The organism is Microbulbifer epialgicus (assembly GCF_041447265.1).
In the GTDB taxonomy this organism is placed as follows: domain Bacteria; phylum Pseudomonadota; class Gammaproteobacteria; order Pseudomonadales; family Cellvibrionaceae; genus Microbulbifer; species Microbulbifer epialgicus.
Genome location: NZ_JBGMEK010000001.1, coordinates 31043 through 51126, shown reverse-complemented (window position 1 = coordinate 51126; position 20084 = coordinate 31043). Strand labels below are relative to the sequence as shown.

General features: G+C 40.5%; 27 protein-coding genes. 4 read left to right on the top strand and 23 right to left on the bottom strand.

Translation table 11 applies throughout. From position 1 onward, the window contains the following. The first annotated feature begins 36 nt into the window (after positions 1 to 36). Complete coding sequence (locus tag ACCI49_RS00315; RefSeq protein ID WP_371836966.1) at positions 37 to 303, top strand: hypothetical protein; 267 nt, start codon at positions 37 to 39, stop codon at positions 301 to 303. Positions 304 to 506: 203 nt separating this feature from the next. After that, positions 507 to 1256 (top strand): hypothetical protein, encoded by a 750-nt coding sequence (locus ACCI49_RS00310; RefSeq protein ID WP_371836965.1) that lies wholly within the window; start codon positions 507 to 509, stop codon positions 1254 to 1256. Between the two features lie 105 nt (positions 1257 to 1361). Here ACCI49_RS00310 and ACCI49_RS00305 read toward each other — a convergent pair whose 3' ends face one another. From ACCI49_RS00305 to ACCI49_RS00255, 11 genes are all read right to left on the bottom strand, one after another. Further along, positions 1362 to 1910, bottom strand: coding sequence for a DUF262 domain-containing protein (locus ACCI49_RS00305; RefSeq protein ID WP_371836964.1), 549 nt, complete (start codon positions 1908 to 1910; stop codon positions 1362 to 1364). 16 nt (positions 1911 to 1926) lie between these two features. Continuing rightward, the gene (locus tag ACCI49_RS00300) at positions 1927 to 2490 is read right to left on the bottom strand and encodes a hypothetical protein (protein ID WP_371836963.1); all 564 of its coding nucleotides are present in this window, start codon (positions 2488 to 2490) and stop codon (positions 1927 to 1929) included. 131 nt (positions 2491 to 2621) lie between these two features. Further along, complete coding sequence (locus ACCI49_RS00295) at positions 2622 to 3140, bottom strand: hypothetical protein (protein WP_371836962.1); 519 nt, start codon at positions 3138 to 3140, stop codon at positions 2622 to 2624. Between the two features lie 190 nt (positions 3141 to 3330). Continuing rightward, positions 3331 to 3810, bottom strand: coding sequence for a hypothetical protein (locus ACCI49_RS00290; RefSeq protein ID WP_371836961.1), 480 nt, complete (start codon positions 3808 to 3810; stop codon positions 3331 to 3333). Between the two features lie 54 nt (positions 3811 to 3864). After that, positions 3865 to 4563: a hypothetical protein gene (locus ACCI49_RS00285; RefSeq protein ID WP_371836960.1), complete on the bottom strand. Its 699-nt coding sequence runs from the start codon at positions 4561 to 4563 to the stop codon at positions 3865 to 3867. Beyond that, the gene (locus ACCI49_RS00280) at positions 4556 to 4738 is read right to left on the bottom strand and encodes a hypothetical protein (protein ID WP_371836959.1); all 183 of its coding nucleotides are present in this window, start codon (positions 4736 to 4738) and stop codon (positions 4556 to 4558) included. Before ACCI49_RS00280 ends, ACCI49_RS00285 begins: the two co-directional genes overlap by 8 nt. A gap of 216 nt (positions 4739 to 4954) precedes the next feature. Further along, positions 4955 to 5929, bottom strand: a complete 975-nt coding sequence (locus tag ACCI49_RS00275; RefSeq protein ID WP_371836958.1) for a DUF6685 family protein — start codon at positions 5927 to 5929, stop codon at positions 4955 to 4957. A gap of 81 nt (positions 5930 to 6010) precedes the next feature. Further along, positions 6011 to 7261 (bottom strand): hypothetical protein, encoded by a 1251-nt coding sequence (locus ACCI49_RS00270; RefSeq protein ID WP_371836957.1) that lies wholly within the window; start codon positions 7259 to 7261, stop codon positions 6011 to 6013. Between the two features lie 310 nt (positions 7262 to 7571). Continuing rightward, positions 7572 to 7883 carry a hypothetical protein gene (locus tag ACCI49_RS00265; protein WP_371836956.1) on the bottom strand — a complete coding sequence of 104 codons (312 nt, stop codon included), beginning with the start codon at positions 7881 to 7883 and terminating at the stop codon, positions 7572 to 7574. Positions 7884 to 7937: 54 nt separating this feature from the next. Then, the gene (locus tag ACCI49_RS00260; RefSeq protein ID WP_371836955.1) at positions 7938 to 8360 is read right to left on the bottom strand and encodes a DUF6283 family protein; all 423 of its coding nucleotides are present in this window, start codon (positions 8358 to 8360) and stop codon (positions 7938 to 7940) included. Between the two features lie 22 nt (positions 8361 to 8382). Continuing rightward, a complete protein-coding gene (locus ACCI49_RS00255) occupies positions 8383 to 8661 on the bottom strand; it encodes a hypothetical protein (protein ID WP_371836954.1) in 279 nt (92 codons plus the stop codon). A gap of 121 nt (positions 8662 to 8782) precedes the next feature. Here ACCI49_RS00255 and ACCI49_RS00250 point away from each other — a divergent pair, with 121 nt between their 5' ends. Beyond that, entirely contained in the window at positions 8783 to 10198 is a 1416-nt protein-coding gene (locus tag ACCI49_RS00250; protein ID WP_371836953.1) for a DNA cytosine methyltransferase, read from the top strand. An 80-nt stretch (positions 10199 to 10278) separates the two neighbouring features. On the opposite strand, the gene ACCI49_RS00245 is transcribed toward ACCI49_RS00250, so the two are convergent. Beyond that, complete coding sequence (locus ACCI49_RS00245; protein ID WP_371836952.1) at positions 10279 to 10671, bottom strand: hypothetical protein; 393 nt, start codon at positions 10669 to 10671, stop codon at positions 10279 to 10281. Positions 10672 to 10728: 57 nt separating this feature from the next. Between ACCI49_RS00245 and ACCI49_RS00240 the strand changes: the two genes are divergently transcribed. Then, a complete protein-coding gene (locus tag ACCI49_RS00240; RefSeq protein ID WP_371836951.1) occupies positions 10729 to 10929 on the top strand; it encodes a hypothetical protein in 201 nt (66 codons plus the stop codon). An 11-nt stretch (positions 10930 to 10940) separates the two neighbouring features. On the opposite strand, the gene ACCI49_RS00235 is transcribed toward ACCI49_RS00240, so the two are convergent. The 11 genes from ACCI49_RS00235 to ACCI49_RS00185 all read right to left on the bottom strand — a co-directional run bounded on the left by ACCI49_RS00235 (position 10941) and on the right by ACCI49_RS00185 (position 20050). After that, complete coding sequence (locus ACCI49_RS00235; RefSeq protein WP_371836950.1) at positions 10941 to 11150, bottom strand: hypothetical protein; 210 nt, start codon at positions 11148 to 11150, stop codon at positions 10941 to 10943. A gap of 165 nt (positions 11151 to 11315) precedes the next feature. After that, positions 11316 to 11558, bottom strand: coding sequence for a hypothetical protein (locus tag ACCI49_RS00230; RefSeq protein WP_371836949.1), 243 nt, complete (start codon positions 11556 to 11558; stop codon positions 11316 to 11318). 341 nt (positions 11559 to 11899) lie between these two features. Beyond that, entirely contained in the window at positions 11900 to 12403 is a 504-nt protein-coding gene (locus tag ACCI49_RS00225) for a hypothetical protein (RefSeq protein ID WP_371836948.1), read from the bottom strand. Between the two features lie 127 nt (positions 12404 to 12530). Then, positions 12531 to 12809, bottom strand: a complete 279-nt coding sequence (locus ACCI49_RS00220) for a hypothetical protein (protein ID WP_371836947.1) — start codon at positions 12807 to 12809, stop codon at positions 12531 to 12533. 87 nt (positions 12810 to 12896) lie between these two features. Then, positions 12897 to 13268, bottom strand: coding sequence for a hypothetical protein (locus ACCI49_RS00215; RefSeq protein ID WP_371836946.1), 372 nt, complete (start codon positions 13266 to 13268; stop codon positions 12897 to 12899). Between the two features lie 189 nt (positions 13269 to 13457). Next, complete coding sequence (locus ACCI49_RS00210) at positions 13458 to 14585, bottom strand: ParB-like helix-turn-helix domain-containing protein (protein ID WP_371836945.1); 1128 nt, start codon at positions 14583 to 14585, stop codon at positions 13458 to 13460. Between the two features lie 429 nt (positions 14586 to 15014). Next, on the bottom strand, positions 15015 to 15533 hold the full coding sequence (locus tag ACCI49_RS00205) for a YgjP-like metallopeptidase domain-containing protein (protein ID WP_371836944.1): 519 nt from the start codon (positions 15531 to 15533) through the stop codon (positions 15015 to 15017). 72 nt (positions 15534 to 15605) lie between these two features. Continuing rightward, positions 15606 to 16292 carry a hypothetical protein gene (locus ACCI49_RS00200; protein ID WP_371836943.1) on the bottom strand — a complete coding sequence of 229 codons (687 nt, stop codon included), beginning with the start codon at positions 16290 to 16292 and terminating at the stop codon, positions 15606 to 15608. A gap of 450 nt (positions 16293 to 16742) precedes the next feature. Continuing rightward, positions 16743 to 17624: a queuosine salvage family protein gene (locus ACCI49_RS00195; protein WP_371836942.1), complete on the bottom strand. Its 882-nt coding sequence runs from the start codon at positions 17622 to 17624 to the stop codon at positions 16743 to 16745. 65 nt (positions 17625 to 17689) lie between these two features. Continuing rightward, a complete protein-coding gene (locus ACCI49_RS00190) occupies positions 17690 to 18322 on the bottom strand; it encodes a hypothetical protein (RefSeq protein ID WP_371836941.1) in 633 nt (210 codons plus the stop codon). 600 nt (positions 18323 to 18922) lie between these two features. After that, entirely contained in the window at positions 18923 to 20050 is a 1128-nt protein-coding gene (locus ACCI49_RS00185) for a DNA methyltransferase family protein (protein WP_371836940.1), read from the bottom strand. Positions 20051 to 20084: the final 34 nt, after the last annotated feature.

The following is a 20084-nucleotide window of genomic DNA, read 5'->3' as shown; positions in this document are numbered from 1 at the left end:
TCACGGCAAGGTTTCGTATATCGAGAAGGTATATCTATGTCAACCGCTGAACAGCGCCGTAAGTTATTTGATGGAACTATTAAAAAACTTGGCTTAAGCCAGGGCCATGTGGCCAAATGGATGTCATTAAAGGACACAAAGCAGACTAGAGAGAACGTTAGCCGTAAAGTCCGTGGCTCTGTGGGCACAACGGCTAAAGATGTGGCCTTAATTCAAATGCTGGATCTACTATCTGAGTTCTATGAGCTTAAAACTGTTAAATTTTCAGAAGATGGAGAAATAACGCATCTAGAGAGAAAGTAGACTTTTTTATTTTTCGGCTGTAGAAACTGTCAGAGTTGCTATACAATCTTATGCATGGGCTCACTGCAAAGCCCGCTAGCCGACTACGCTAAGTGTAGGCAAAGACTACTTCAGGTCGCAGTTCCATTTAATTTTAATCACACATTGTTATAGGCGTGTGGTTAGTCGGCAGCCATCGCTATACATACTCAATGGGTGATTGCATGACTCAGGAATATCTAAAATTCCCATCCGGCCGCACTTTAATTAATGTTAAAAAAGACGCTAAAAAATTGGCCAAGGCCGAAAATATTCAGTTAGCTGTTGCTCAGCAGCGACTAGCTGCCGAAAATGGCATCGATCTGCCCTGGAACCAAGTAATTAAGGTTTTAGAGGAGAACTTTAATAAATCCTTACTTGACACCTTACCCAGTAAAACTCCCTCTGATAATCAATCTTGGACAGATATTATTATTCCTCCAAGTAGCGAACCAAAAGGCAGTATTCAGGAGATTAAGCGGGAGCGCCGAAGAATTCGGCAATTGCTACCTAAAACTGGCTCAAGCTTAATGTCGGCAATTTGCGAGCATAAAATTATCGGTGCAATTGATAACAATGAACCTCATTGTCTTGTCTGTGGATACCATGGGAGGCCAACCACCCAAAATAGTCTTACTCCTGATGATGGTGATAAAAGTAGGCAACCCGTTTACTATGTTTCTATTTCAGATATCAGAGCAATCGTAAAAGAAGCCGGTAATAAATACAGAGGCCTTGAATTCGGAGATAGCGATGCTGATAAAATTCTATCTCTACTCTTAGCCATTGAAGACAAAACCTATAACTCATACGTTAAATTATCAAAAGCAACCACCCTACTAAGGTCCCTGGAGACTACAAAAATGCCAGGTGGGGCCAACAAGGGGCTTAATGATATTATTCGGGCATTAAATACACGGCGGGTGTGCGGGTAAAAATCTAAATTGATGGATTACATTATTTCCTGCCTAGATAGGAAATAAACTGGACTTGCTCACCATGGCTACTGGCAACAGTAGCCACATTTTAACAGCAAAGTATTATGCTTTTTCATGTGCTTTATGTGCAGTACCGCCAAAAGCCAGCCGATTATACAGGTTTCTGATTTGCAATTCATTTGAGAGCTTAGCTTCATAATGAGCAAATTTTATTCTCATGAAGCGAGATCTTTCGATCTTGTTCAGTTCCGAGAAATACAGATTAAAAATTTTAAACTTATCCTCCAAATAATTTTGAACTGAGGTAAGGCGTTGCTGCCCATCAATTACCCACCCAGAGAATGGTTTTGGAGTACCATCAATCTCCCAATCTATATGGTGATGCGTGAACGTTCCAAGATGCAGGCCCAACCATGCACTCTCAATGAAAGCTACTTGCTGCGCCTCGCTCCAACAAAAAGTTCTTTGAAAGCTAGGCAATGGAAGACCGCATACATATCGATCAGATTCAACAGTTAAAAGAGGTTCATCTCCAGATCTTATTAACCGGTTGAACTTTTTATAATTATCCCAAAGATAATAGATGCCACTTTCACAGTGCTTTCCTTGGTCAATTGGCTTCGGAATTCTGTTTTTTTCACCTGGTACCATGTTGTGACATCCCCTACTAATAATCTCGAAAACATGAATCCTTAATCGAGCCAACTAACCTCAGATTTGCACGGTATCTGCCTGACCACTCTGATTGCTTGTTTACTTTATTATTTGTATAAACGCCAAATTTTAGAATTACTTTCTTAGCTAGAAATTTGCTATTTTTACTTATCTTATATTCCTGGTAGCTAACACCCTCCTCACATGGAGTTAAAGCTTCATTAAGCTGCTCAAAACTGTTAGGTGAATCAGATCCTCGATGAGGATCTTCTATATGCCATTGCTGACCGTCAAAATAGTAATTATATTCTTGCTTGCCATAGGGATGGGCCAAGATTGCTCCTTCTAATGAGCTGCTTTCATGAAATGCGTTACCATTGGACAGAACCTTAGTCTTAGAACCTTCTCCCACGTAAGATAGATCTCCCAGATTTACAAGATCTAAAGCTTTTTCATGGTTATTGAAATACTTTACAAGAATTTCACCCTGGTACTCTGGGTAACCCAGGCTATGAACACAAATACTTCTAAATGAATTTAGGTGAGTTTTAACAACAATTAGCGAGCGTGTTGACATTATCGAGTCCCCCCTATTAGTTACCCTTAACGTACAATAGCTGGGGGACCCGTCAATTCACAAGGAAAAGGAAAAAAGAATGACATCAATCAGAAGGGTTAATTGTTAGAGGTTTTACACTGCTCTAGTGCTTATAAAACCCGTCTTAGTTGAGGTTTTTTTGCCTTAGACAGTTGAGATTCTAGATCATCAATTCTATGTTTTCTCTGTTCGCTGCATATCTTGGTGTTTTCAAGTTCACTTGTCAGTTCACCTATTTTTTGGTTAGCCGTATCCAAGGCTGACATAAGCTCAGTCACTGAAATAGTATCTGATTCTCCAGTCTCAAGAACCTTTTCACCCTTTAGGCCACAAACTGAACTTTTTCCGTCGAGACTATATAGTAGTGTCTTATTGTTTTCGCTACTGAGATATTCTTCATCGACCTGGAATTTTTTCTCTGATACTCTAAATTTATTTTTCAGACTTTTTATTCTTTCCTCGCTATCATCCTTGAAAGCTAGTTCAATCACTTTGAAAAGGTTGCTCTCAATTTTTTTAATGGCCTCCTCCAGATCCTTTCTCTCGCGTATCAAGTAAGCTACTTTCTGCTTTGCATTATTTAATTCTGAGAGAAGTTCCAGGGAAGAAATAGTTTGTTTTTTGCTCATACTCCAAGATCCTTGCATTTTCCTAGTGCGCTCACACTAAAACCTATAGATTATAAATGATTGCAGAAAGGTAAAATTATTATAACCCACCCAATCACTTCTAATTTTTCTTCGTCATTCTAAACTTGCATATAATTGTACCTCCATCCACCTGGAAAGAACAACTAAAGGTAATAAGCGAAAACTCAACTCATGATCTTATAAATGCTTTTACGCCCGCTACTAAAAACTGTATCTGATTCATTACTTCCTTCGGCTGCTCTTCATATGGCGTTGAATCGATGTAACCAGGCATTTTATTCATATACACCTTGTATATTTTATCTTCTGCTAATTTATCGGCAGATAGATTAGAAATAGTCTCGCATATTAAGTTTTTAAATATGAACTTGATAAGCGACAAGCTTTTATCTGTAAAATATGAGTTATTCCCTTTTGGCTCCATCCTGGCAAGATTTAATCCAAGTGTATCTTCCACAACCTTACTTTGACAATCTAATTTAGCTTCAAGCTCTTTTATTCTCATTTTTTTTGAGGAAACATCAACTTCCAATGTTTTAATTTTTGCATCCTTCTTTTTAAGATCACTTCTAAGCTCCCCTATTTCCTGATTTGCCTCGTTTAAAGCAGACATTAATTGAGTAGCAGATACACTTTTAGATTTGAGCATGATGGATTCCTTTTTAATATAACAAGGTGCTAAAGATTACATGAGCTAAATAATTTAGATTCTCGGCCCAGTACCTGGGGGAGATGGATCGTCGTTGACAACCCCATGATCACTCCTCCACCTTTCCAGTTTTTTTTCTAGGCTCGAGCTGATAAATACTCCTTTGTGAACATCATTATCCGGGAATGTCTTTTGCTCTAATAAACCCTCTTTCAAATCACATATACGATTTAAAATACTATTCTCTAAATCATTTAGAGTTAAAGGCTGACATTCTTTCTTGAGACAAGGATCTTCATGAAAAATTGGTTTTTTTGAGAGATTTAAATGCTCAGAGACTCGGGCATATACCTCTTCAGCTTGCATTGAAATGGACATTTCTGGATATAGCGCTCTAACCCTATTCCAACTACCCATGAGAGAGGGGGATTCTTGCGAGAGAATAATATTCTCAAGTACCTGTCGTTTTTCTGTGGGTGAATAAGTATTGATTAGGAAGTGACCTAAAACTTCATGCTGCAAGGTTTTCTTTAATGCCGTAGCACTTTTATGGTTCCCGGCAGCAATTGCTATAATTCCTCGCTCTCCCGGAGCTTTGGCGGAGTGGTAGCCACCGCCACCCGTTCCATCAATCCCGTAAAGCTCTTTCCAACTAGCTCTGACTCGGTAATCTAAAGGAGTCTTAAAGTTTAGTAGGCCTGCAAAGTTCATAATAATAGATTTTGCTTCCCCCTCTGTAAGCCCCTTATTCATTACTTTGTTCCTCTGGGGTACTAAAGTGCTCAGGTGGGGTCAAGGATGGTTCTTTTATAATATGCTTAAATCGTTCTCTATCTTCCTGGCTGAGCTCTTCATGCTCTTCCTGAGAAACGATAAATCCAGGAGTATGTGTCTTTGTACGGCTATTATCTGTTTTATCTTTACTCATACACCAAATCCCCTCTCTTTAGTTTTGAACATTCAGAGATTAATGAGTAGATGAGTAAGAAACAAACAAATTGTGTTGAAAACGCAACATATATGCCTCGCGCTGGACTATCGTCCTTACCCTATCTGGTATAAACACAACATATAGTGGTCACGTACCCGAAAATGCGGGGTTATATTTTTGTGAAACACAATATATTGTGTTTTTTGCTTAGGTCTATGATGGGCTTACAGGCGTGTGTTCCGGCATGCTGAGTTGGCTTGCCTTTGGTGAGACCCAAGCCGTTAAAAAGTCTTTGAAATGTAAGGCCACCCCATTATCTACAGCATCTTTGAGGTGTGCCCAAGCAAGATCTGAGTGGCGCTGGCTATGATCCACTAGGACCATCTGGTAATCCCTAAATGGAGATCGATAATGACTAGGCATCGGTACAGACACCCCCAAGCCGACCCTTATATCTTCATGTGAGAGCGTTTTAGGTAATCTCTGAAATATTTGGTCACCCCCAAACAGCTCTTCATCTCGCATCACAACGATGATGGAAACATGGTTGGTGAGCTTGTCTAAGCACCCAAGGTTCAATGAGTATTCACATATTTCTACTTCTGGATCCCAACTCCTATTTTGCTCTAGGAGCTCATGGCACAATACTGCCATGTGGTGGGAGCCACCAGAATTTGCCCAGTAGAATCGTTTATGCCAATTATCTGTAACTAACCGGATCCCCTGGCTTAACCTGAGCTCTCTCCAAGCCATACAGGCCTTAATAACATCTTCACCATTCTTGCCTTCTAAATCCCGTAAGTCGTTTACCAAGCGCCCCATAGCGGCCATAGAGTTCTGTGACGCTCGATCTGGGTTGGTGCTCATATTGCTTTTGCTAGCCATACAGCCATGTAAAAAAGCCATAGGGAATTCGGTTCTATATGACCTTGATGAAATAAGTTTGTTTAAAGCGGTTTGTGTCAATGTCCAATTTTCTTTGGAAAGCCCGGGGAGGTAGCCATCTAACTCGAAATTCCGGAACTGCTCTAAAAAGCATCGAGTTTCATAATCTACAGTTGGTAGTTGTGTTCTATGGGGGTGTATAAAGGGCTTTAGAGGCCTAAGTTGAAGTTTTTCTTTTAATTGTTGGCCTTCAGATTTTAAAAGCCATTTAGTAAGTTCGTATATCTTGATAAGCCTTTTCACTTTCTAAGTTCTCTTCCTTGAGCCATGCAAGGCCATAACAACAGGCCTTGCAACTCATGCCGTCTTAAAAACCATGTTTATCTAGCAATTTACGACTTTTAGCGGAGTTTCCATTTTTTTATTAGATAGGCGCATTTTTTCAGGCATTGTAGGGGATTCAACCTTTAGTTCTAGCATTGTGGGAGATGAATCTATACCTGAACTAGGCGAACCAGAAAGCAACAATGCTCTACCTGGATACTTTCCTATCTCATAAACATCATCTTGTTCAACCAAATCACCCACTAGAGCCGATAACTTTTCTGCAGCAGTGGGCATTAGTAGATGATTAAACCCAAATTCCTCGCGTAAAATTTGGTAAGAACTTGGATCGCTCCACTCATTAGATATTATGATGTTGAATCTTGCCTTTTGTAATATCTCTATATTTACTAAATCTTCCCTATCAAGCTGCCCTATAGCATCATCAGCATCAATTACAACTAGGCAGCTACGCTCAAGATGCTCTAGTTTTTTTGTCATTTCCACGAGATCGGCCAGCCGGCTCTTTATTGAAGCCCCCTTTGACTTATCTATTATATCTATGCATATACCATCTTGAATAAACACTTCCTCTAATGCTTCATCCATATATGAGTAGTTGCCATTAACATAAAAAGCATGGCTTCTACATGTCCTGTCAGCTATACCATACAAAGCCCAAGAGACTCTCGGTTCTGATGTTTCAGTCAACCAATAAGTGAAAGCACCCTGTTCGATCGCTTGTCGAGCTAAACTAGTCATCAATAGGTCGACTTTCCCTGTTGAAGAAGCGCCCGTGATAATGGTAAAAGAGCTTGGAATATGAATATTTTCTCCGTTAATCCCTATCCCCTCAATAACAGGTGTAAATTCATTTTCACCTCCTCCAATTGCAGGCTTCACCGCATCCGTTGATCTAGGCGGAGAAAGTCTTTGTAGCACTCTGTTAAGGATCTGCATTCCAAATGAGGTCAAGCTTATCTTCTCACCGGAGGCGTCGGAGGATTTTTTGATATCAATCAAGGGTGAATTGCTAGAAGACATTTTAGCACCCTGAAGTTCTTTCAAACTGCTGGCAACTTGTTTTTTGTCAATGCCTGGCAGCTTACTAATAATCGTCTCAACCAGTACTTCACGCTTATCTGTACACTCAGCACCTATTGCTATAAGTACCTGCAGGTCTTCTAGTTTTGGGTTGGTACAGTAAGATGAGAGAAGTTCGATTGACTCTCCCAGTGCATCGAGCTTTTCTACTGTTACCGATGAAGATTGAGTCCGCTTCCAACCACTCGCTTTTAGCCAAGTACGCATTTCTTTATCCCTTTCGGATTTTGATTACGGAATAGAGTATTTAACAAGAGGGAGATGGGCCTTCAATTATTATCTTCCTAAAAGTGAAGATAGATAGGATCGCTAAATATAGCCTTTTACAATTTTAAGTTTATATACATAAGTACTGTCGATTCTAGCTATTAGCGCCACCAGACTAACGAAGCTAGTAATCTTAGTTTTAGGGGGAAATCAAGGAATATACTCTCAATCTCCAAAATTCATCAAGAATATTGGTCCATCAATAGTGGCCGTGCATTTTCCGCCTATTCAAGCCTCTTCACCCAACTAATTACTTGAGTAGTAAGCTTACATCTATATCGTCTACAAACAACTTTATGCCAAACTGATGTCTCACGAACTTGATAAATTCCTGCCATGTTTTGTAATCAGGTTTTCCATGAGTGCACCATAAGCACTCAGGGGCACCAGCCATTTGGTCACTGGCTGTATTGTGAATATCAACACCTGTAGCTGTATTGAATCTGGCAACAGCAGAACCATCATCAGCATTGATCCACAAGCGTCGCCTTAGAGAATCAAATAGAATTTCATACTGGTGACCATTATGGCCTGTTGTGTATCCGTGGTTAGAATTACTCATTTGATAACCTTCCTGGCATCCATACATTCCACTATGACTAATAGTTTGCTTTTATTAATCCTCTCGTGATTCCTTTAGGCATTCATCATCAGGGTCAACACCATTAGCAATGGCCATCTCACGGTAACTATCAAAGAGGTCCACCCCACCATCTTGAATGTCATCCTTAATTTCGCCTCGCATACGAGCAAGGCGCACAGATAAATTATGATCCGCCCCTTTCAGAAGAAATCCTGCACATGTTTTCGGACTATCGACCCCTGCACAATGGCACGAAAATTCTTCTTTAGCCATATCATATGAAGTAGGGGCTGAAAGCCTAAATGCTTCTGAAGGGAATATCCCAACACTATCTTTTTTCCAAGGACAATCACCACAAGGTTTTTTCATATATTTGCCAGACACACCTTCAACGCTAACCACTTGGTGATCATGACCTGCAGGACGTACGCGAACTACCCTACCCTTTTTCTTCATTGTCACTCCTTCCTTGGGTATATTACCTGGTAGGTACTCCAATAATTGTTATACCTATTATGCTGGCAATTTCGAATATGAAACCCTGATCATTTGTCCCATTGCTAAGCATTTTATTGAAATGTTTTACGGAGATATCTCTTTCTCGCTTTTCTGACAGGCGTCGTGCCACCTCATCTCTAGAAAGACCTGATCGAAGAATTTCGCTCCTTATCCAGTCAGATGCCTGCCTGTTAAACGCAGCCTTAGCTTCTTTCTCATGCTCTGATAGAGCTCTTCTACCAGATAGCCCTTTACTCATATAAATACCATATTTGGTAACCAAAACCCCTATATATAACTATACACGCCTAAAATATCTGTTGCAAAAACACTCTTCAAGGTTACACTGGATACCATAATTAGTATCCCTGGGTTAAAGCATGCATACGAGTACACCTGATCTTATTACCAAAAACCTAGCCTTTAATGTCGTCAGTGGTAAAAGGAAGGCAAGGCTATCAACAAATTTTCTGCAGGTTATGGGGTACACACCTGGCGACCGTCTATCTGTTGTTGAAGCGGGACCAGGCTTAAAGGGTTTTAAGGTGGTTCATGACCCAGACGGAAAATATCAGGTTTACAGTAGGGGCTATAAGCGTGCCAGATCCAACAATCCCTTAGAGTCAGTAATTGAGTTCGGCAGTCAGAAATTAATAGGGGAAACTTTCCCATCCTACACTGAACGGTTTCATGTTGAGATGAGGAAGGAAGCTATCAAGTTCACACCGATGGCCAATCGGGTCCATGCAATACACTCCAAACTAAAGAAAACTTCACCTTTTAATGCCTTTGTGGGCTTAACCGGTGGAGTGGATATCCATTGTATGGAGTCTATGGGATGGAAAGCCGAGATTGTTTTAGAGCACAGGCCTATAGAGGCTAGGGACATCTCACAAAGAAGAAATCTAACAGAAGTACATGCGCTAAATACACTGGTAAATGGGTCACCTAAAGTTCTGCTAAATGAAGATATCTATAATATAGAACTTGATAGACTTTCAAAAATTCTTTCTGATGCACCACCGATTAGCCTTTGTCATTTTTCACTCGGCTGTGATGACCATTCCCCTACCAAATCCCCCAAAGCAAAACAACAATCCTTTGATGATTTATCCACCATGTATGACATGGTCTATCCAATGCTAAAGCAAGTGGAAATTATTGATCCCGCAGTGGTAGCTGTTGAAAACGTTAAAAGCTTTAGAGGTTCTGGTGCAGGGAAAATTATGACGACTACCCTGCGTCGTCTCGGATATAACGTCAGTGAGATGACTCTAAATTCAACTGACTATGGGGCCACTCAAAATCGAGAACGTTACTATATGGTGGGTTCAATCTATCCGAATTACATTCCACCTGAACCGACTGGTAAGGTCTCCAGTGTTCTAAAGACTGAAATACTGGAGCATTTGTCCGAGTGTAACGATGTCACAGACAGAAAATTTATAAAAGCCAGGGAAACTAAATCTCGTAATATGCCACCTTTCGTCACTATTGATTCTTTATTTACTCCAACCTTTTTAAAAAGCCAGGATAGAGGGATATCGGATGGAGTTTATATAGAGCACGAAGGTCGCATTTATAAGCCGAGTCAGAGACTAATGCAACGATTGATGAGTATCCCTGAAAGCTTCAATGTAAGCTGGATGGCAAAAGAACAGGCTATTGAAACATTGGGACAAAGTATAGATTACAGATTACATCATGCATTGATGCAATCAATAACCAGACATATAGAAGAAAATCTTGGCTCTCGTTCTTTATTAAAGTATGGGCTGCAGAGTCAATTATTTTAAAGTAAACAGCTAATTAATACCTTCTATCCTGGATAGCCAGTGCCTTCTCCAGGCACAGGCTATCAAATCACCTATAAAAATTAACTTGTTACACTAATCGTAGATGTGCTCACACCGGAATATTCTGTTGAAACGCTCTCATGATCTCTCAAAAGGCCAAGAATAAAAGACAAGAACTTTTTTGGGTTTTGATTACTATACTCCCAGGAAGATAGCGCCTTTTCAAAATGAGGCATGTCATTCCTATCAAAAGTTGATTTTTCATTGATAAATAAAAGTAACATTATTTCTTCATGCTTCTCACAATGAGAATAAACGGCTTTTAGTGCTGTATTAATATCTCCATCCAAGGGAAGATAGGACCCCGTGTATTTCACGGTAATCTGATTGACAATTGCAAAGCAGTCCAGTGATAAATTCATTGATCCTATCTTTTGCCCCTTATCATTCTTCACAATTACATAATTACCCATTTTGTATCTCCTGCATGATATATATAATCAGTTAAATCATTATTGAATGAGGTCGATATGCCTACTTCATCGTTTGACAAACAGTTTGTGGTCAGCAATCCCGAAGACATTGAAAGGCTCAAAAAAGAGCTGGATGGCGATAATTGGCCTGAAATACCAGTGCGTGATAGAGATATACACGCTGATTCCAAGGAGAATGTAAAAAGGCTTTTCAAAAAATTTCCAGACCTTGGGGTTCAAAGCAGCAGAGAGAAATAACTCTTACAATGTTACGGTGGTCCTTCTAGAACCAAACCATTGCTCTTTGATTCTGATCGTACATCTACAGGCCGGTCATATCCATGCTGTTCTAAAAGAGTTTCCACCATGACACGCGCGAACTTAAGTCCCGTACACATGTCTTTATTATGGAGCTCTGCTAGTTGTTCCTGCTCCTTAATTTCACAAACCAAGGCTCTCAGATCATTGGCTAATTTCATTACCAGAAACTCCTTTAACCAGTTTCACTATTTTCAATTGATGAATTAACGTACCCCAACATCAGTACATTTCAAGAACAAAAGAAATAGTCACTACCCACCTAATGAAAATAATTCTAAGTTCAAATAATTCTCATAAAAAGTGCTAACCCTGGTTTTGCATCTTTACACAGCTATAAAGTCATCCACTTGCCAGCCATCAGTCGATGCATTATCAAATGAATCTGAGATACTAATATTTAAATTACCTTCACCCTCTGCTATTAATCCAACTATGAGATAAGTATCAGGCCAATCACTCTTGAAGTCATGATCATCGGGCAACCTAACTTTCGTACCTACAGTAAGGGGCTTAGATGTTCCTTGGGTCAACACCCATCGTTTCACTTCCGGATGTTCTTCCAGCATAGTTACAGTCTCCAATAATTTGTAGCCGGTATATTTTCTGAAAGCTATGAACATGATTATTTCATAGCTAAGCATTTAATCAATTTTCACTAACATGCAGGCTCAAATACTTCATAACCAGCATAAAGTATCAATGTGTTATCATCTTCATCCCAAATAGCAACGGCCGCACCGTTATTATTGTTTGACATCTCACGTGCCTTACTTTCAGCTTCCTCTAGTAAAGCAACTGATGGATCATCTGGTATTGGGAAAAAAATAAACCGTAGCGATACTTATTTCTCACGTTCCGTACTCCATCTAGATTAGAGCCTGGGTTTTCAGGAAATCTATAGACACTACTAACAGCCGAGCTCTTTCATAAGGGAGAATGTTTTAGGACAGCGTCCTTCACCAGAAGTCCAATTTGGGGCCTCTTCATCCATCAATTCACAAATCTCACTCCAGCGCTCAACCAACCTCTTCCATACTTCAGATTGGTCTGCCATTAGCTCGAGCCTATCCTCCAACTCTGGAACTGCAGACAACAATTTTCTGCACCGAGCAAAGTCACTTGGATCAATGGGGTGAGTTGGCATAGCTTTAATGCCGTGTTCCTGTGCCAAAATTGAAGCCATGAACTTGCTACTAGCCCCAACATCTTCTGTTCTTAACCAAGCCTCTAAACCGATTCCTGGAGCAGCTCGTACTTCCCGTGTGTGTAGTACTTCAAGTACCATAGTAGCTGCGTTGTGAATAGTATTTACCTGACAAGGGGACAATAATTGATTCGGGCAGGCTTCATGTATTTTATTCAAAATAGCGGAGACAATATCAATTTGTGAAACGTTGACTGTATCATTCATGTTAGATGTCATCTTTTCAGCTGAGTTTTATTTCCTGAGGGATTAATCTGTATTTTGGACTCTTTCTCCCTCTCCTTTACAGCTAAAGCCCGCAGTATGCGGGCTTTATAAGTGACAAAGAACTTTACTACGCAATTTTCTCTTGTCTTGACTCACAGCTTGGTTCTCGAATTTTCAAGTCGCCATAAACTGTTACGTTGTATTCTTCGTAAGTTTCTTTCGCTCGATCTTCAATCTGAATCCAACCGCTTTGATATTTCTTACCGAGTTCTTGAGCGTACTCCATGGCTTCATTATGTTTATGGAAGGATTTTTTAAAATTTCGTCGACCACCATCATTCAAGTAGTTAATACATCCGTGATTTACGGCAAATCTTTTGATGCGTGGAGCATGTGAAACACCCATTGTATTTCTCCTTTAGTGAGATTTAATTTATTGGTACCGCCTGTTGATACTTCTAGAAAAATTACGATTTAATCTGATATAGATTTACTAGGGAATTCCCTCATGCCAATTCCATGTCATTCCGAGGCCATCGCCAGCCCGGGTTATCACCCATGAATACTTCTGTCTGTCTGCATTAGATTCCGGCAATATTGGAAGACACTTTAATATGGTGTAGGCACCATCAGGGATTGCCCCAAGCTCATCGAGGTAAGAGCTTTGTACCAAGTCACTAGACAGCAAAACACTTGTTGTTTTCCCAAGATTTTTAACATTACACACAGGGAAGATGAAAAGTTTTCTATCCAGAGGAGAAAAATCAATATCTTTACTGCTTTTAGAGAAAGCAATAATTGGTAAAAGCAGAGTAGATATGAAAACTGCTACACCTGCTTTTAATAAAGTATTCGTTATAGCCATGTCCTACCTCACCAGTAAGATACCTGAACAGTAAACACCAATAAATCAATACTCTATGGTCTTATATACAAGGATTCATATTAAGCGCTTGGTCGTTATTCCTAACAATATGAGTCAAATCACTTAGATGTTTTATCAACTTAACGATATAACCAAGCGCTAAAAAGAGACTAATCACTGGTTGCCCAACTAAGCTACAGCACCTTCACCTATATACTTAGCTTCATAAGCAGCAATTAGAGGTTTCTGTTGAAGTACTTCAATACACTTGTCTCTATCTGAGAAATCGCAGCCTTCGTCTTTCAACTTCTCCTCGGCTTGCGCCAAAGCTTGAGCCGCATCGACGTCAGTAGTTTCACTTTTATCCTGGTGCTTTGTCTTTCCGCTGCTCTTACTTCCAGGAAGGATAGTTTTATGCAAACTGCGTATGGACTCGGCTTCCTCCTTGCTTATACGCATCACAATGTGATCGCCTTCATCTTCAGCAGCATCCAAACTCTTCACTATTGATCCAAGTTGATTGGTTACGTTTTTAACTACTCCCCCAGTCAATCTGGAACGGAAGCCCGTTGCTTCATCAATAGCCTTTCGAGTGATGCGCTTGGGCTTAGCCTTTACAGTCCCTGGAACGTCCTGGTTAGTCGCTGTCCCTTGGCCATCTTCACTCTTAGCAGAAGGCTTAACTTCATCATCATCTTGAATTTGAGCCTCCAAAATATCAACTGCTTTGGTTCCATACTCTTTATACAGATCCAGCGCCATGCTCCAAGAAACGACCTCTTTATTAATTAGATCCTTCATCTTCAAAGGCATATTGTGAACTTGAAGGTACTGCTGAACATGGGCGACGGTTTTCTTATTGCGCTTTGCCACCTCTTCCTCAGTTAGGCCCATATTAATGAGCTTGGCATAGATTTTCGCACGCCCAACGGGCTTAAGTTTCAGACCGTCATGACTCGTTAGTAGTATCATTGTCTGGTCAATATCATCACCCTTTGACTCGATAAGGGGAAGACGTGAGATTTCTGCTCCCTCAGATCGAGCTAACAGGGCTCCTCGACGCCGGCAATGACCTTCACGGACATAGATTTCACCATCCCTCACTTGGACAGTGAGTGGGGGCAGCGTTTCTCCAGCCTTATAGGCATCAGCCAGATTACGAATATGCTGAATCACATCAGGATCTTCATAATCTCGACCTATATTGAAGCCTTCCTCTTCCTTCAGGAGATCAAGCTCCGCAAAGAACATGTTGCCCTTTGTCATCTTTCCTTTATGTGCGCCGTGCATCGCACGCAAGCTATTTGGGATACCCATATCCATTCTCTCCTTACTTGAGATAGTTTTTAAGATCTAGGGTGAACGTACCCGCCCTAAGCCAAGATTCAAATCAGGTGGAAACGCAGCCCTTTTACCCACTTCATGAAATGATTCTGGGGCCCGTGGTCTCATCGAAGCTACTGAAAAAGTGAGAAATGTAGGGAAAGTCGGCATCTAGCTGCCTTTACGGCGGCGATAGCCGTCCGTTTTAGGTCGCGATAGCGACCGAAGCCAGGTTACAGCCATCCTAATCAAATCGGTACAAGAGGTTTTTGTGAACTCCATCCTCTTGGGTAGCTAGCTGAGCAATATTTGAACACACGGACACTCGATGCCATAAGGAACGTAGCCCTCAGTATGTAGAGTTTGAAAAGTATTTTGAGGTGTGAATCAACCCCGGACGATAGACCGGGGTTGCACGGAGGTTTAGGTAGTATTGGCTAGGTATTCGAATCGAATTACACCGACCCCTTCTATACTCTTTGTATAACGGCCACTTTTAGGGTATTCAGTGTAAGCTTTGGATTTTCGGTGTACTCCTCCAAGTTCAAAAACATCACCATTCTTTAGATGCGCCAACAATGTGTACTTAAAACCAATTTGTCGCATAACTTGGCTAATTTCATCTGACAGGTCGCGCTCCAGGTCTACACCAAAAGCTCGCTCCATTTCTCGAAAATATCGGTCGTGGTGGTGATGCAAGCCCACCGCTAGGTGGGCGAGTTCATGGGCCAATGTGAATTCTAATTTGGTGTAAGCCTCAGTGCCAATAAAAGCCCGGTTGATGAGTACTTGCCCTTGTGGCGTAGCCAAACCATACTTTGTTTTTTCTGTTGTAAAGTCTACCCCCTTTGGTGTTAGCGTCCATCTTTCAAGTGGTACTACTTCTGCAACTCTTTTTAATACTTGATGGAAAGTAGTCACTATGTGTTTTTCGGTGATCATGCGGTTTTTTCTGAGCTAATGGTTATAAGATCAAAGAGCTAGAGCCTCCGTAATCGAAGGCTCTACAGACAATTAAGGCGCGGGGGCATTTAGCCGAACGGTACAACTTCTATAGTCAAAGTGATGGCAATTTATACCTAACTCCCCACCATCTTCTGTGGTACCACTAAACCACCAACCACTGGGACTTTCGACCAACTTCTTAATCATCGAGTTAGTGTCAACACTACCGGCTCCGAAGTTATACGCAGCATCAAAAGCATAATCATCTGTTAGACGGGTTGTGATGCGTAGGTCCTCGAACTGTCCATTAGCTAGTAAACGCACCACATGACTATTTATCCATTTTTTGGGTATTACTTTTAGAGGTTTTAATCTATCCAATAGAAGAGGGGAAAAAGTATTTACACCTTTTTTTTCTGATTTGGCTAGTCTTAGTCCTTCAAAAGGAACTTGAGAATACGGGTTTTCAAACTCTACCTTATTGCAGGCACTCAATATAATTTGAGGATCAAAATTATACTTCTCTAGAAAATCAAAAAGTTGTTCTGGGCCGGAAGCATAAAAAGCATAATCGACACACACTTTTCCGCGCATGAAAGCATTTGTGTAATCGCCAAGCCTTAGTGTCGAAAAATCAGAACAGGAAACGCTAATATTTGTACCTAACACATACAGACGGTCTGTATGGTGTGAGTTTAAGATTTCACGCCAGTCATCACGAGTTTGCAACTGTTTCAAAGTGTTATTTTGTGTCATTGGGATCTCCTGTTAGTCAGTACCGTGGCTTACCACATGCCTTCAATGTACCCGATTTACTTATCGCTACAAATTCACAGGAAATATGAACCCATGACCCACTAAATGATAAACATTTCTAATGACTAATTACTGGTATAAAAACAGTGCATTTTTCAGGATTCCATATTTCTCTACACGCCAACTGTGGATCTTTCCGCAAACAATCTCTTTGACAAATTGTGGAATTGCAACCAGCCAGGGGCGTAGAGTATCCGTCAACCATGGCTCTGTGGCTGTCTAAAACTCTATTTTTTTTCAAGTTGCTAAGAATTTGTTTTTTCAAAATTAGTTCCCACCTGTGTTTTCGATGGAATAAAAGTACTTAAAATATCAAAGTGGTCAAACAGGCTAGAAGCTACTATCACTTCCCTTTCAGACAAACCTAGATCGTCTAGTCAACTCTGCCATCTAATAGAAAGTAGTCTGAGTTAGATGGAATTTTGTTGATTTCGCTAGATCTTGGCTTTGCCAGAGGATATTATCAATAATGACTTCTGGGCGATTAAATCTATTGGCAATATTTTCGACTGATACGATAGTAGCAGCTCGAATTGCTCGCTCTAAACAACCATTAACTTCAAGCTCTATTTGATTGTCAACTAGAGTGGCTAGTTTTGGTGAATATTCAATTATTCCTAATGCACGTAGAACTCGCGGCACCTGGTAGTCTGCTAGAGCTGTAAGATCGCAGTTTACAGGCACCCCCATTGATTCATATACAAGGCTAGCTATGGCCGTAAGTGCCAGCTGGGCCTTTTTAAGGTAGGGATCTGAAAAGGATTTTGGAAACGCATCCACCAGCAAAGATGCATCTGAAACACTCACTTGGCCACGTGTAGCTCTAGCTATAAGAATTTCAGCGATTTCATAGAGTTTTTTCTTCTCTGACGATAGTTCGATAGCAATCTCTATTCGCATATTGCTATTTGGCGAATTTGAAAGCACATAAGATACGTCTGACAACGGTAGCTCTCCGTCGATCCAATTATCACGGAGACATCGAAACATAGCTGTAGATCCGGTCATATTTCCATAGCAGTACTTCTTTAGCCCTCCGTCTATATCTAACTCCCAAAATTGAAAGGCTAATGCTGAGCAGTATATCCAGAATGCTACCTGCTGTTTAAGCTCCCAACAGGGCTTCACTAAATAGCTAAAGTTAGGAAAGTTAATTGCAGTTTCAGCAACTCGACTTAGGTAATCTATTTTTCTAAAATTTATAGTAATCAGTGTCTGATCCCAGTCATTATTTGCTAGTTCTCTCAAAGATTTTTTGGTGATTGAAATCATTCTCAAACCCTCACTATTTACAGTAGGGCTATATTGCCCTAATTTTCCTTCAGTTAAGTCCCACCTTATATATCAATTTGTGTCTCCCGTCCCTTCATCATGCTCAGACTCTCTTTCATTAATAGCTCCGCTTGTTCTCGGTATTTATTTGCCCAACGAGTAGTAGCAGCTTTACCACTTTCGCTAGTCATCCTACCAAGACAATTATTGATTTTTTTATGTAGGTCACCCGCCCTTTTTTCTTGAATTGTATGAGGGTAAATTTTACTTTCGTATCTACCAGGACCGATTAATTTGCGTTTGCTATATCTTCCCCAAAGATCTCTACGTAGTTCAATCAGGCTTATTAGAAGCTCGCTATCTCTTTCCCAGATAGTTTTTTGCACAATGTTATGACCGGAATCGCCAGATCCAAAGTGACTTACACATTCACTACCTACAGGCATAGTCCAACGGCGTTTATCATTCTTAATCCAGTAAACATTTTTGATGTTTGTCCCACATAAATTACAGCATTTGCCTGTATACAGTGATGGAGCTGTTTTATAACCCGCTGGAAAAGAGAATCGGGGCATTTTCTTAGATTTACTGCCATCGATTTGCACATCTTCCATTCCAAGAATTGGTAGTGCTTCCCAGTCCTTAGAGGGAGTACCAAGGTGTAATAAGTTCTGTTGTACCTTAGCTTGGTAATTCATACTTTAAACCTTTATAACTTATTGTGATTTAGAACACTTTCTGCATTGTCAAAGAAGAGTTGGCCCTACTCGGAGGGCCTTATTTGGGTTGTTACCTGCCTGGAATGGAAGATTTAGTAGGTATTAGCCAAAAGATAAATGGGGATAGGACTAAGGCACAATATGCTAAATAGAAAGTAGTCATTATTTTCTCCAGTTCGTTAACTTTATGTTTTAAACGTACTGAAAATGACTCGGTCTGCATCTTTAGTGGAAATGGAACTTGGCTGCCATTTCCAACTGAATGTTTAGTTCAAACTGGTTAGAGATATAGTTATTTGCTTCATTTCTTCTAGTGACACACTAGAAATTAAGCTTCAGTAGCTTGGATCGGCTTGATTAGCCAAAATGCAAATGGTGACAGTACCAGGGCGGAGTAAGCTAAAAAGAAAGTAGTCATCTTTGACACCATTTAGATCTTTAGTTGGTTGTAGGGCTCTCATCCCTTAGAAAGTCGTCTCCAATTCATCGTGAAGACGACATGCCGTATATTAGGGTTCGAACCTTTTGATAACCAGACTTTGGGGGTGAGGTTGCTGTATATATACAGCAAGGCTGTGGTTATGCTGCTCGACCACTATCAAACAGTGATATCAGGTCCAATTGTTGAGGATCGGAGGAGGGTTTGAGTACTTTAGCGTGATCTGGGAACCACTTCTCTACCAGTAAATTTATATAGTCGGCTTCAAATCTGTCATATAAGTGTATGGTGTCGGAATCCCGAACTTTTAAGATATTGCTAACTAATGCACCGACACTATCAATAATTTCACTGGGTCGCTGTTCGATATCCGCAATCAACTTATTTGAGTGTTCTTCCATTGCACCACAGTTGCTTATCCAAGCGTCGAACGTCTCTACCGCTGATACTTTAAATTCATCACTATTCAAAGTTTTCTTTGCTGCCTCTTCAGAGCGTAGGCAAATTACAGTGGTTGATATACTTACACCTTTGAAGGTACCTGGCTCAAAAAAGTTACCAGGGTTCATATCCTCAATGCTATCCAGCTGTGCCTGCTCAAATAACCAAGATCGATTTTTCCTACTTTTATGATCTAAAATCCACTCAGTAGGTACTACAGAAATCAAGATTCCATCTGACTTCAAGTATCTCTGAGCATGACGGAGATGCTTAATAAATACATCACCGCTAAATGGAGGATTCATCAATACTAGGTCGTAATCTGCTTTAGGTTCAGTATTAAGAAAATCTGCTTGAGAAATATTTAATCCAGCTTCCTGGCAAAAAATGACGTTTAATGGGTCTATATCATAACCGTCTATAACAAAATCCCGTTCCTCTTGCCTTCCGAAATCCATCAGCTGGCGAACGAGACTACCCTCACCTGCCGAGGGCTCTAATACGCGGATAGTCTTTCCAGAAGCGCCAATGTAGCTCAAAGGTGTGTATTCAGTGATGTACTGAAATACTTCAGCAGGTGTTGGATAGAATTGAAATTTGTTAATCTGGCGAGATCCTAGCGTAAGAACTCGATCAATTAAGGCTTTAGGACATTTTTTAAATTCAAAAACTTGCTGGCTTTTTCTCCAGACACCTCCAAGACGGTTTAATATGGATTTAACTTTGGCATAATCTTTCGTTGCCAATTCTGGAATTACTGAGATCGTTTTATCGTCAGTATTGATCAGAAGATCTTGTTCTATGGTTTTGAATAAGCTAAATGCCATAACACGTTGCTCCTAGTTAATTATGGGAGCAACG

What these genes read in the sequence shown, in the direction of transcription:
- ACCI49_RS00315 (WP_371836966.1), top strand. Translation starts at nt 37, where the DNA reads ATGTCAACCGCTGAACAGCGCCGTAAGTTATTTGATGGAACTATTAAA.
- ACCI49_RS00310 (WP_371836965.1), top strand. Translation starts at nt 507, where the DNA reads ATGACTCAGGAATATCTAAAATTCCCATCCGGCCGCACTTTAATTAAT.
- ACCI49_RS00305 (WP_371836964.1), bottom strand. Translation starts at nt 1,910, where the DNA reads ATGGTACCAGGTGAAAAAAACAGAATTCCGAAGCCAATTGACCAAGGA.
- ACCI49_RS00300 (WP_371836963.1), bottom strand. Translation starts at nt 2,490, where the DNA reads ATGTCAACACGCTCGCTAATTGTTGTTAAAACTCACCTAAATTCATTT.
- ACCI49_RS00295 (WP_371836962.1), bottom strand. Translation starts at nt 3,140, where the DNA reads ATGAGCAAAAAACAAACTATTTCTTCCCTGGAACTTCTCTCAGAATTA.
- ACCI49_RS00290 (WP_371836961.1), bottom strand. Translation starts at nt 3,810, where the DNA reads ATGCTCAAATCTAAAAGTGTATCTGCTACTCAATTAATGTCTGCTTTA.
- ACCI49_RS00285 (WP_371836960.1), bottom strand. Translation starts at nt 4,563, where the DNA reads ATGAATAAGGGGCTTACAGAGGGGGAAGCAAAATCTATTATTATGAAC.
- ACCI49_RS00280 (WP_371836959.1), bottom strand. Translation starts at nt 4,738, where the DNA reads ATGAGTAAAGATAAAACAGATAATAGCCGTACAAAGACACATACTCCT.
- ACCI49_RS00270 (WP_371836957.1), bottom strand. Translation starts at nt 7,261, where the DNA reads ATGCGTACTTGGCTAAAAGCGAGTGGTTGGAAGCGGACTCAATCTTCA.
- ACCI49_RS00265 (WP_371836956.1), bottom strand. Translation starts at nt 7,883, where the DNA reads ATGAGTAATTCTAACCACGGATACACAACAGGCCATAATGGTCACCAG.
- ACCI49_RS00260 (WP_371836955.1), bottom strand. Translation starts at nt 8,360, where the DNA reads ATGAAGAAAAAGGGTAGGGTAGTTCGCGTACGTCCTGCAGGTCATGAT.
- ACCI49_RS00255 (WP_371836954.1), bottom strand. Translation starts at nt 8,661, where the DNA reads ATGAGTAAAGGGCTATCTGGTAGAAGAGCTCTATCAGAGCATGAGAAA.
- ACCI49_RS00250 (WP_371836953.1), top strand. Translation starts at nt 8,783, where the DNA reads ATGCATACGAGTACACCTGATCTTATTACCAAAAACCTAGCCTTTAAT.
- ACCI49_RS00245 (WP_371836952.1), bottom strand. Translation starts at nt 10,671, where the DNA reads ATGGGTAATTATGTAATTGTGAAGAATGATAAGGGGCAAAAGATAGGA.
- ACCI49_RS00240 (WP_371836951.1), top strand. Translation starts at nt 10,729, where the DNA reads ATGCCTACTTCATCGTTTGACAAACAGTTTGTGGTCAGCAATCCCGAA.
- ACCI49_RS00235 (WP_371836950.1), bottom strand. Translation starts at nt 11,150, where the DNA reads ATGAAATTAGCCAATGATCTGAGAGCCTTGGTTTGTGAAATTAAGGAG.
- ACCI49_RS00230 (WP_371836949.1), bottom strand. Translation starts at nt 11,558, where the DNA reads ATGCTGGAAGAACATCCGGAAGTGAAACGATGGGTGTTGACCCAAGGA.
- ACCI49_RS00225 (WP_371836948.1), bottom strand. Translation starts at nt 12,403, where the DNA reads ATGAATGATACAGTCAACGTTTCACAAATTGATATTGTCTCCGCTATT.
- ACCI49_RS00220 (WP_371836947.1), bottom strand. Translation starts at nt 12,809, where the DNA reads ATGGGTGTTTCACATGCTCCACGCATCAAAAGATTTGCCGTAAATCAC.
- ACCI49_RS00215 (WP_371836946.1), bottom strand. Translation starts at nt 13,268, where the DNA reads ATGGCTATAACGAATACTTTATTAAAAGCAGGTGTAGCAGTTTTCATA.
- ACCI49_RS00210 (WP_371836945.1), bottom strand. Translation starts at nt 14,585, where the DNA reads ATGGGTATCCCAAATAGCTTGCGTGCGATGCACGGCGCACATAAAGGA.
- ACCI49_RS00205 (WP_371836944.1), bottom strand. Translation starts at nt 15,533, where the DNA reads ATGATCACCGAAAAACACATAGTGACTACTTTCCATCAAGTATTAAAA.
- ACCI49_RS00200 (WP_371836943.1), bottom strand. Translation starts at nt 16,292, where the DNA reads ATGACACAAAATAACACTTTGAAACAGTTGCAAACTCGTGATGACTGG.
- ACCI49_RS00195 (WP_371836942.1), bottom strand. Translation starts at nt 17,624, where the DNA reads ATGATTTCAATCACCAAAAAATCTTTGAGAGAACTAGCAAATAATGAC.
- ACCI49_RS00190 (WP_371836941.1), bottom strand. Translation starts at nt 18,322, where the DNA reads ATGAATTACCAAGCTAAGGTACAACAGAACTTATTACACCTTGGTACT.
- ACCI49_RS00185 (WP_371836940.1), bottom strand. Translation starts at nt 20,050, where the DNA reads ATGGCATTTAGCTTATTCAAAACCATAGAACAAGATCTTCTGATCAAT.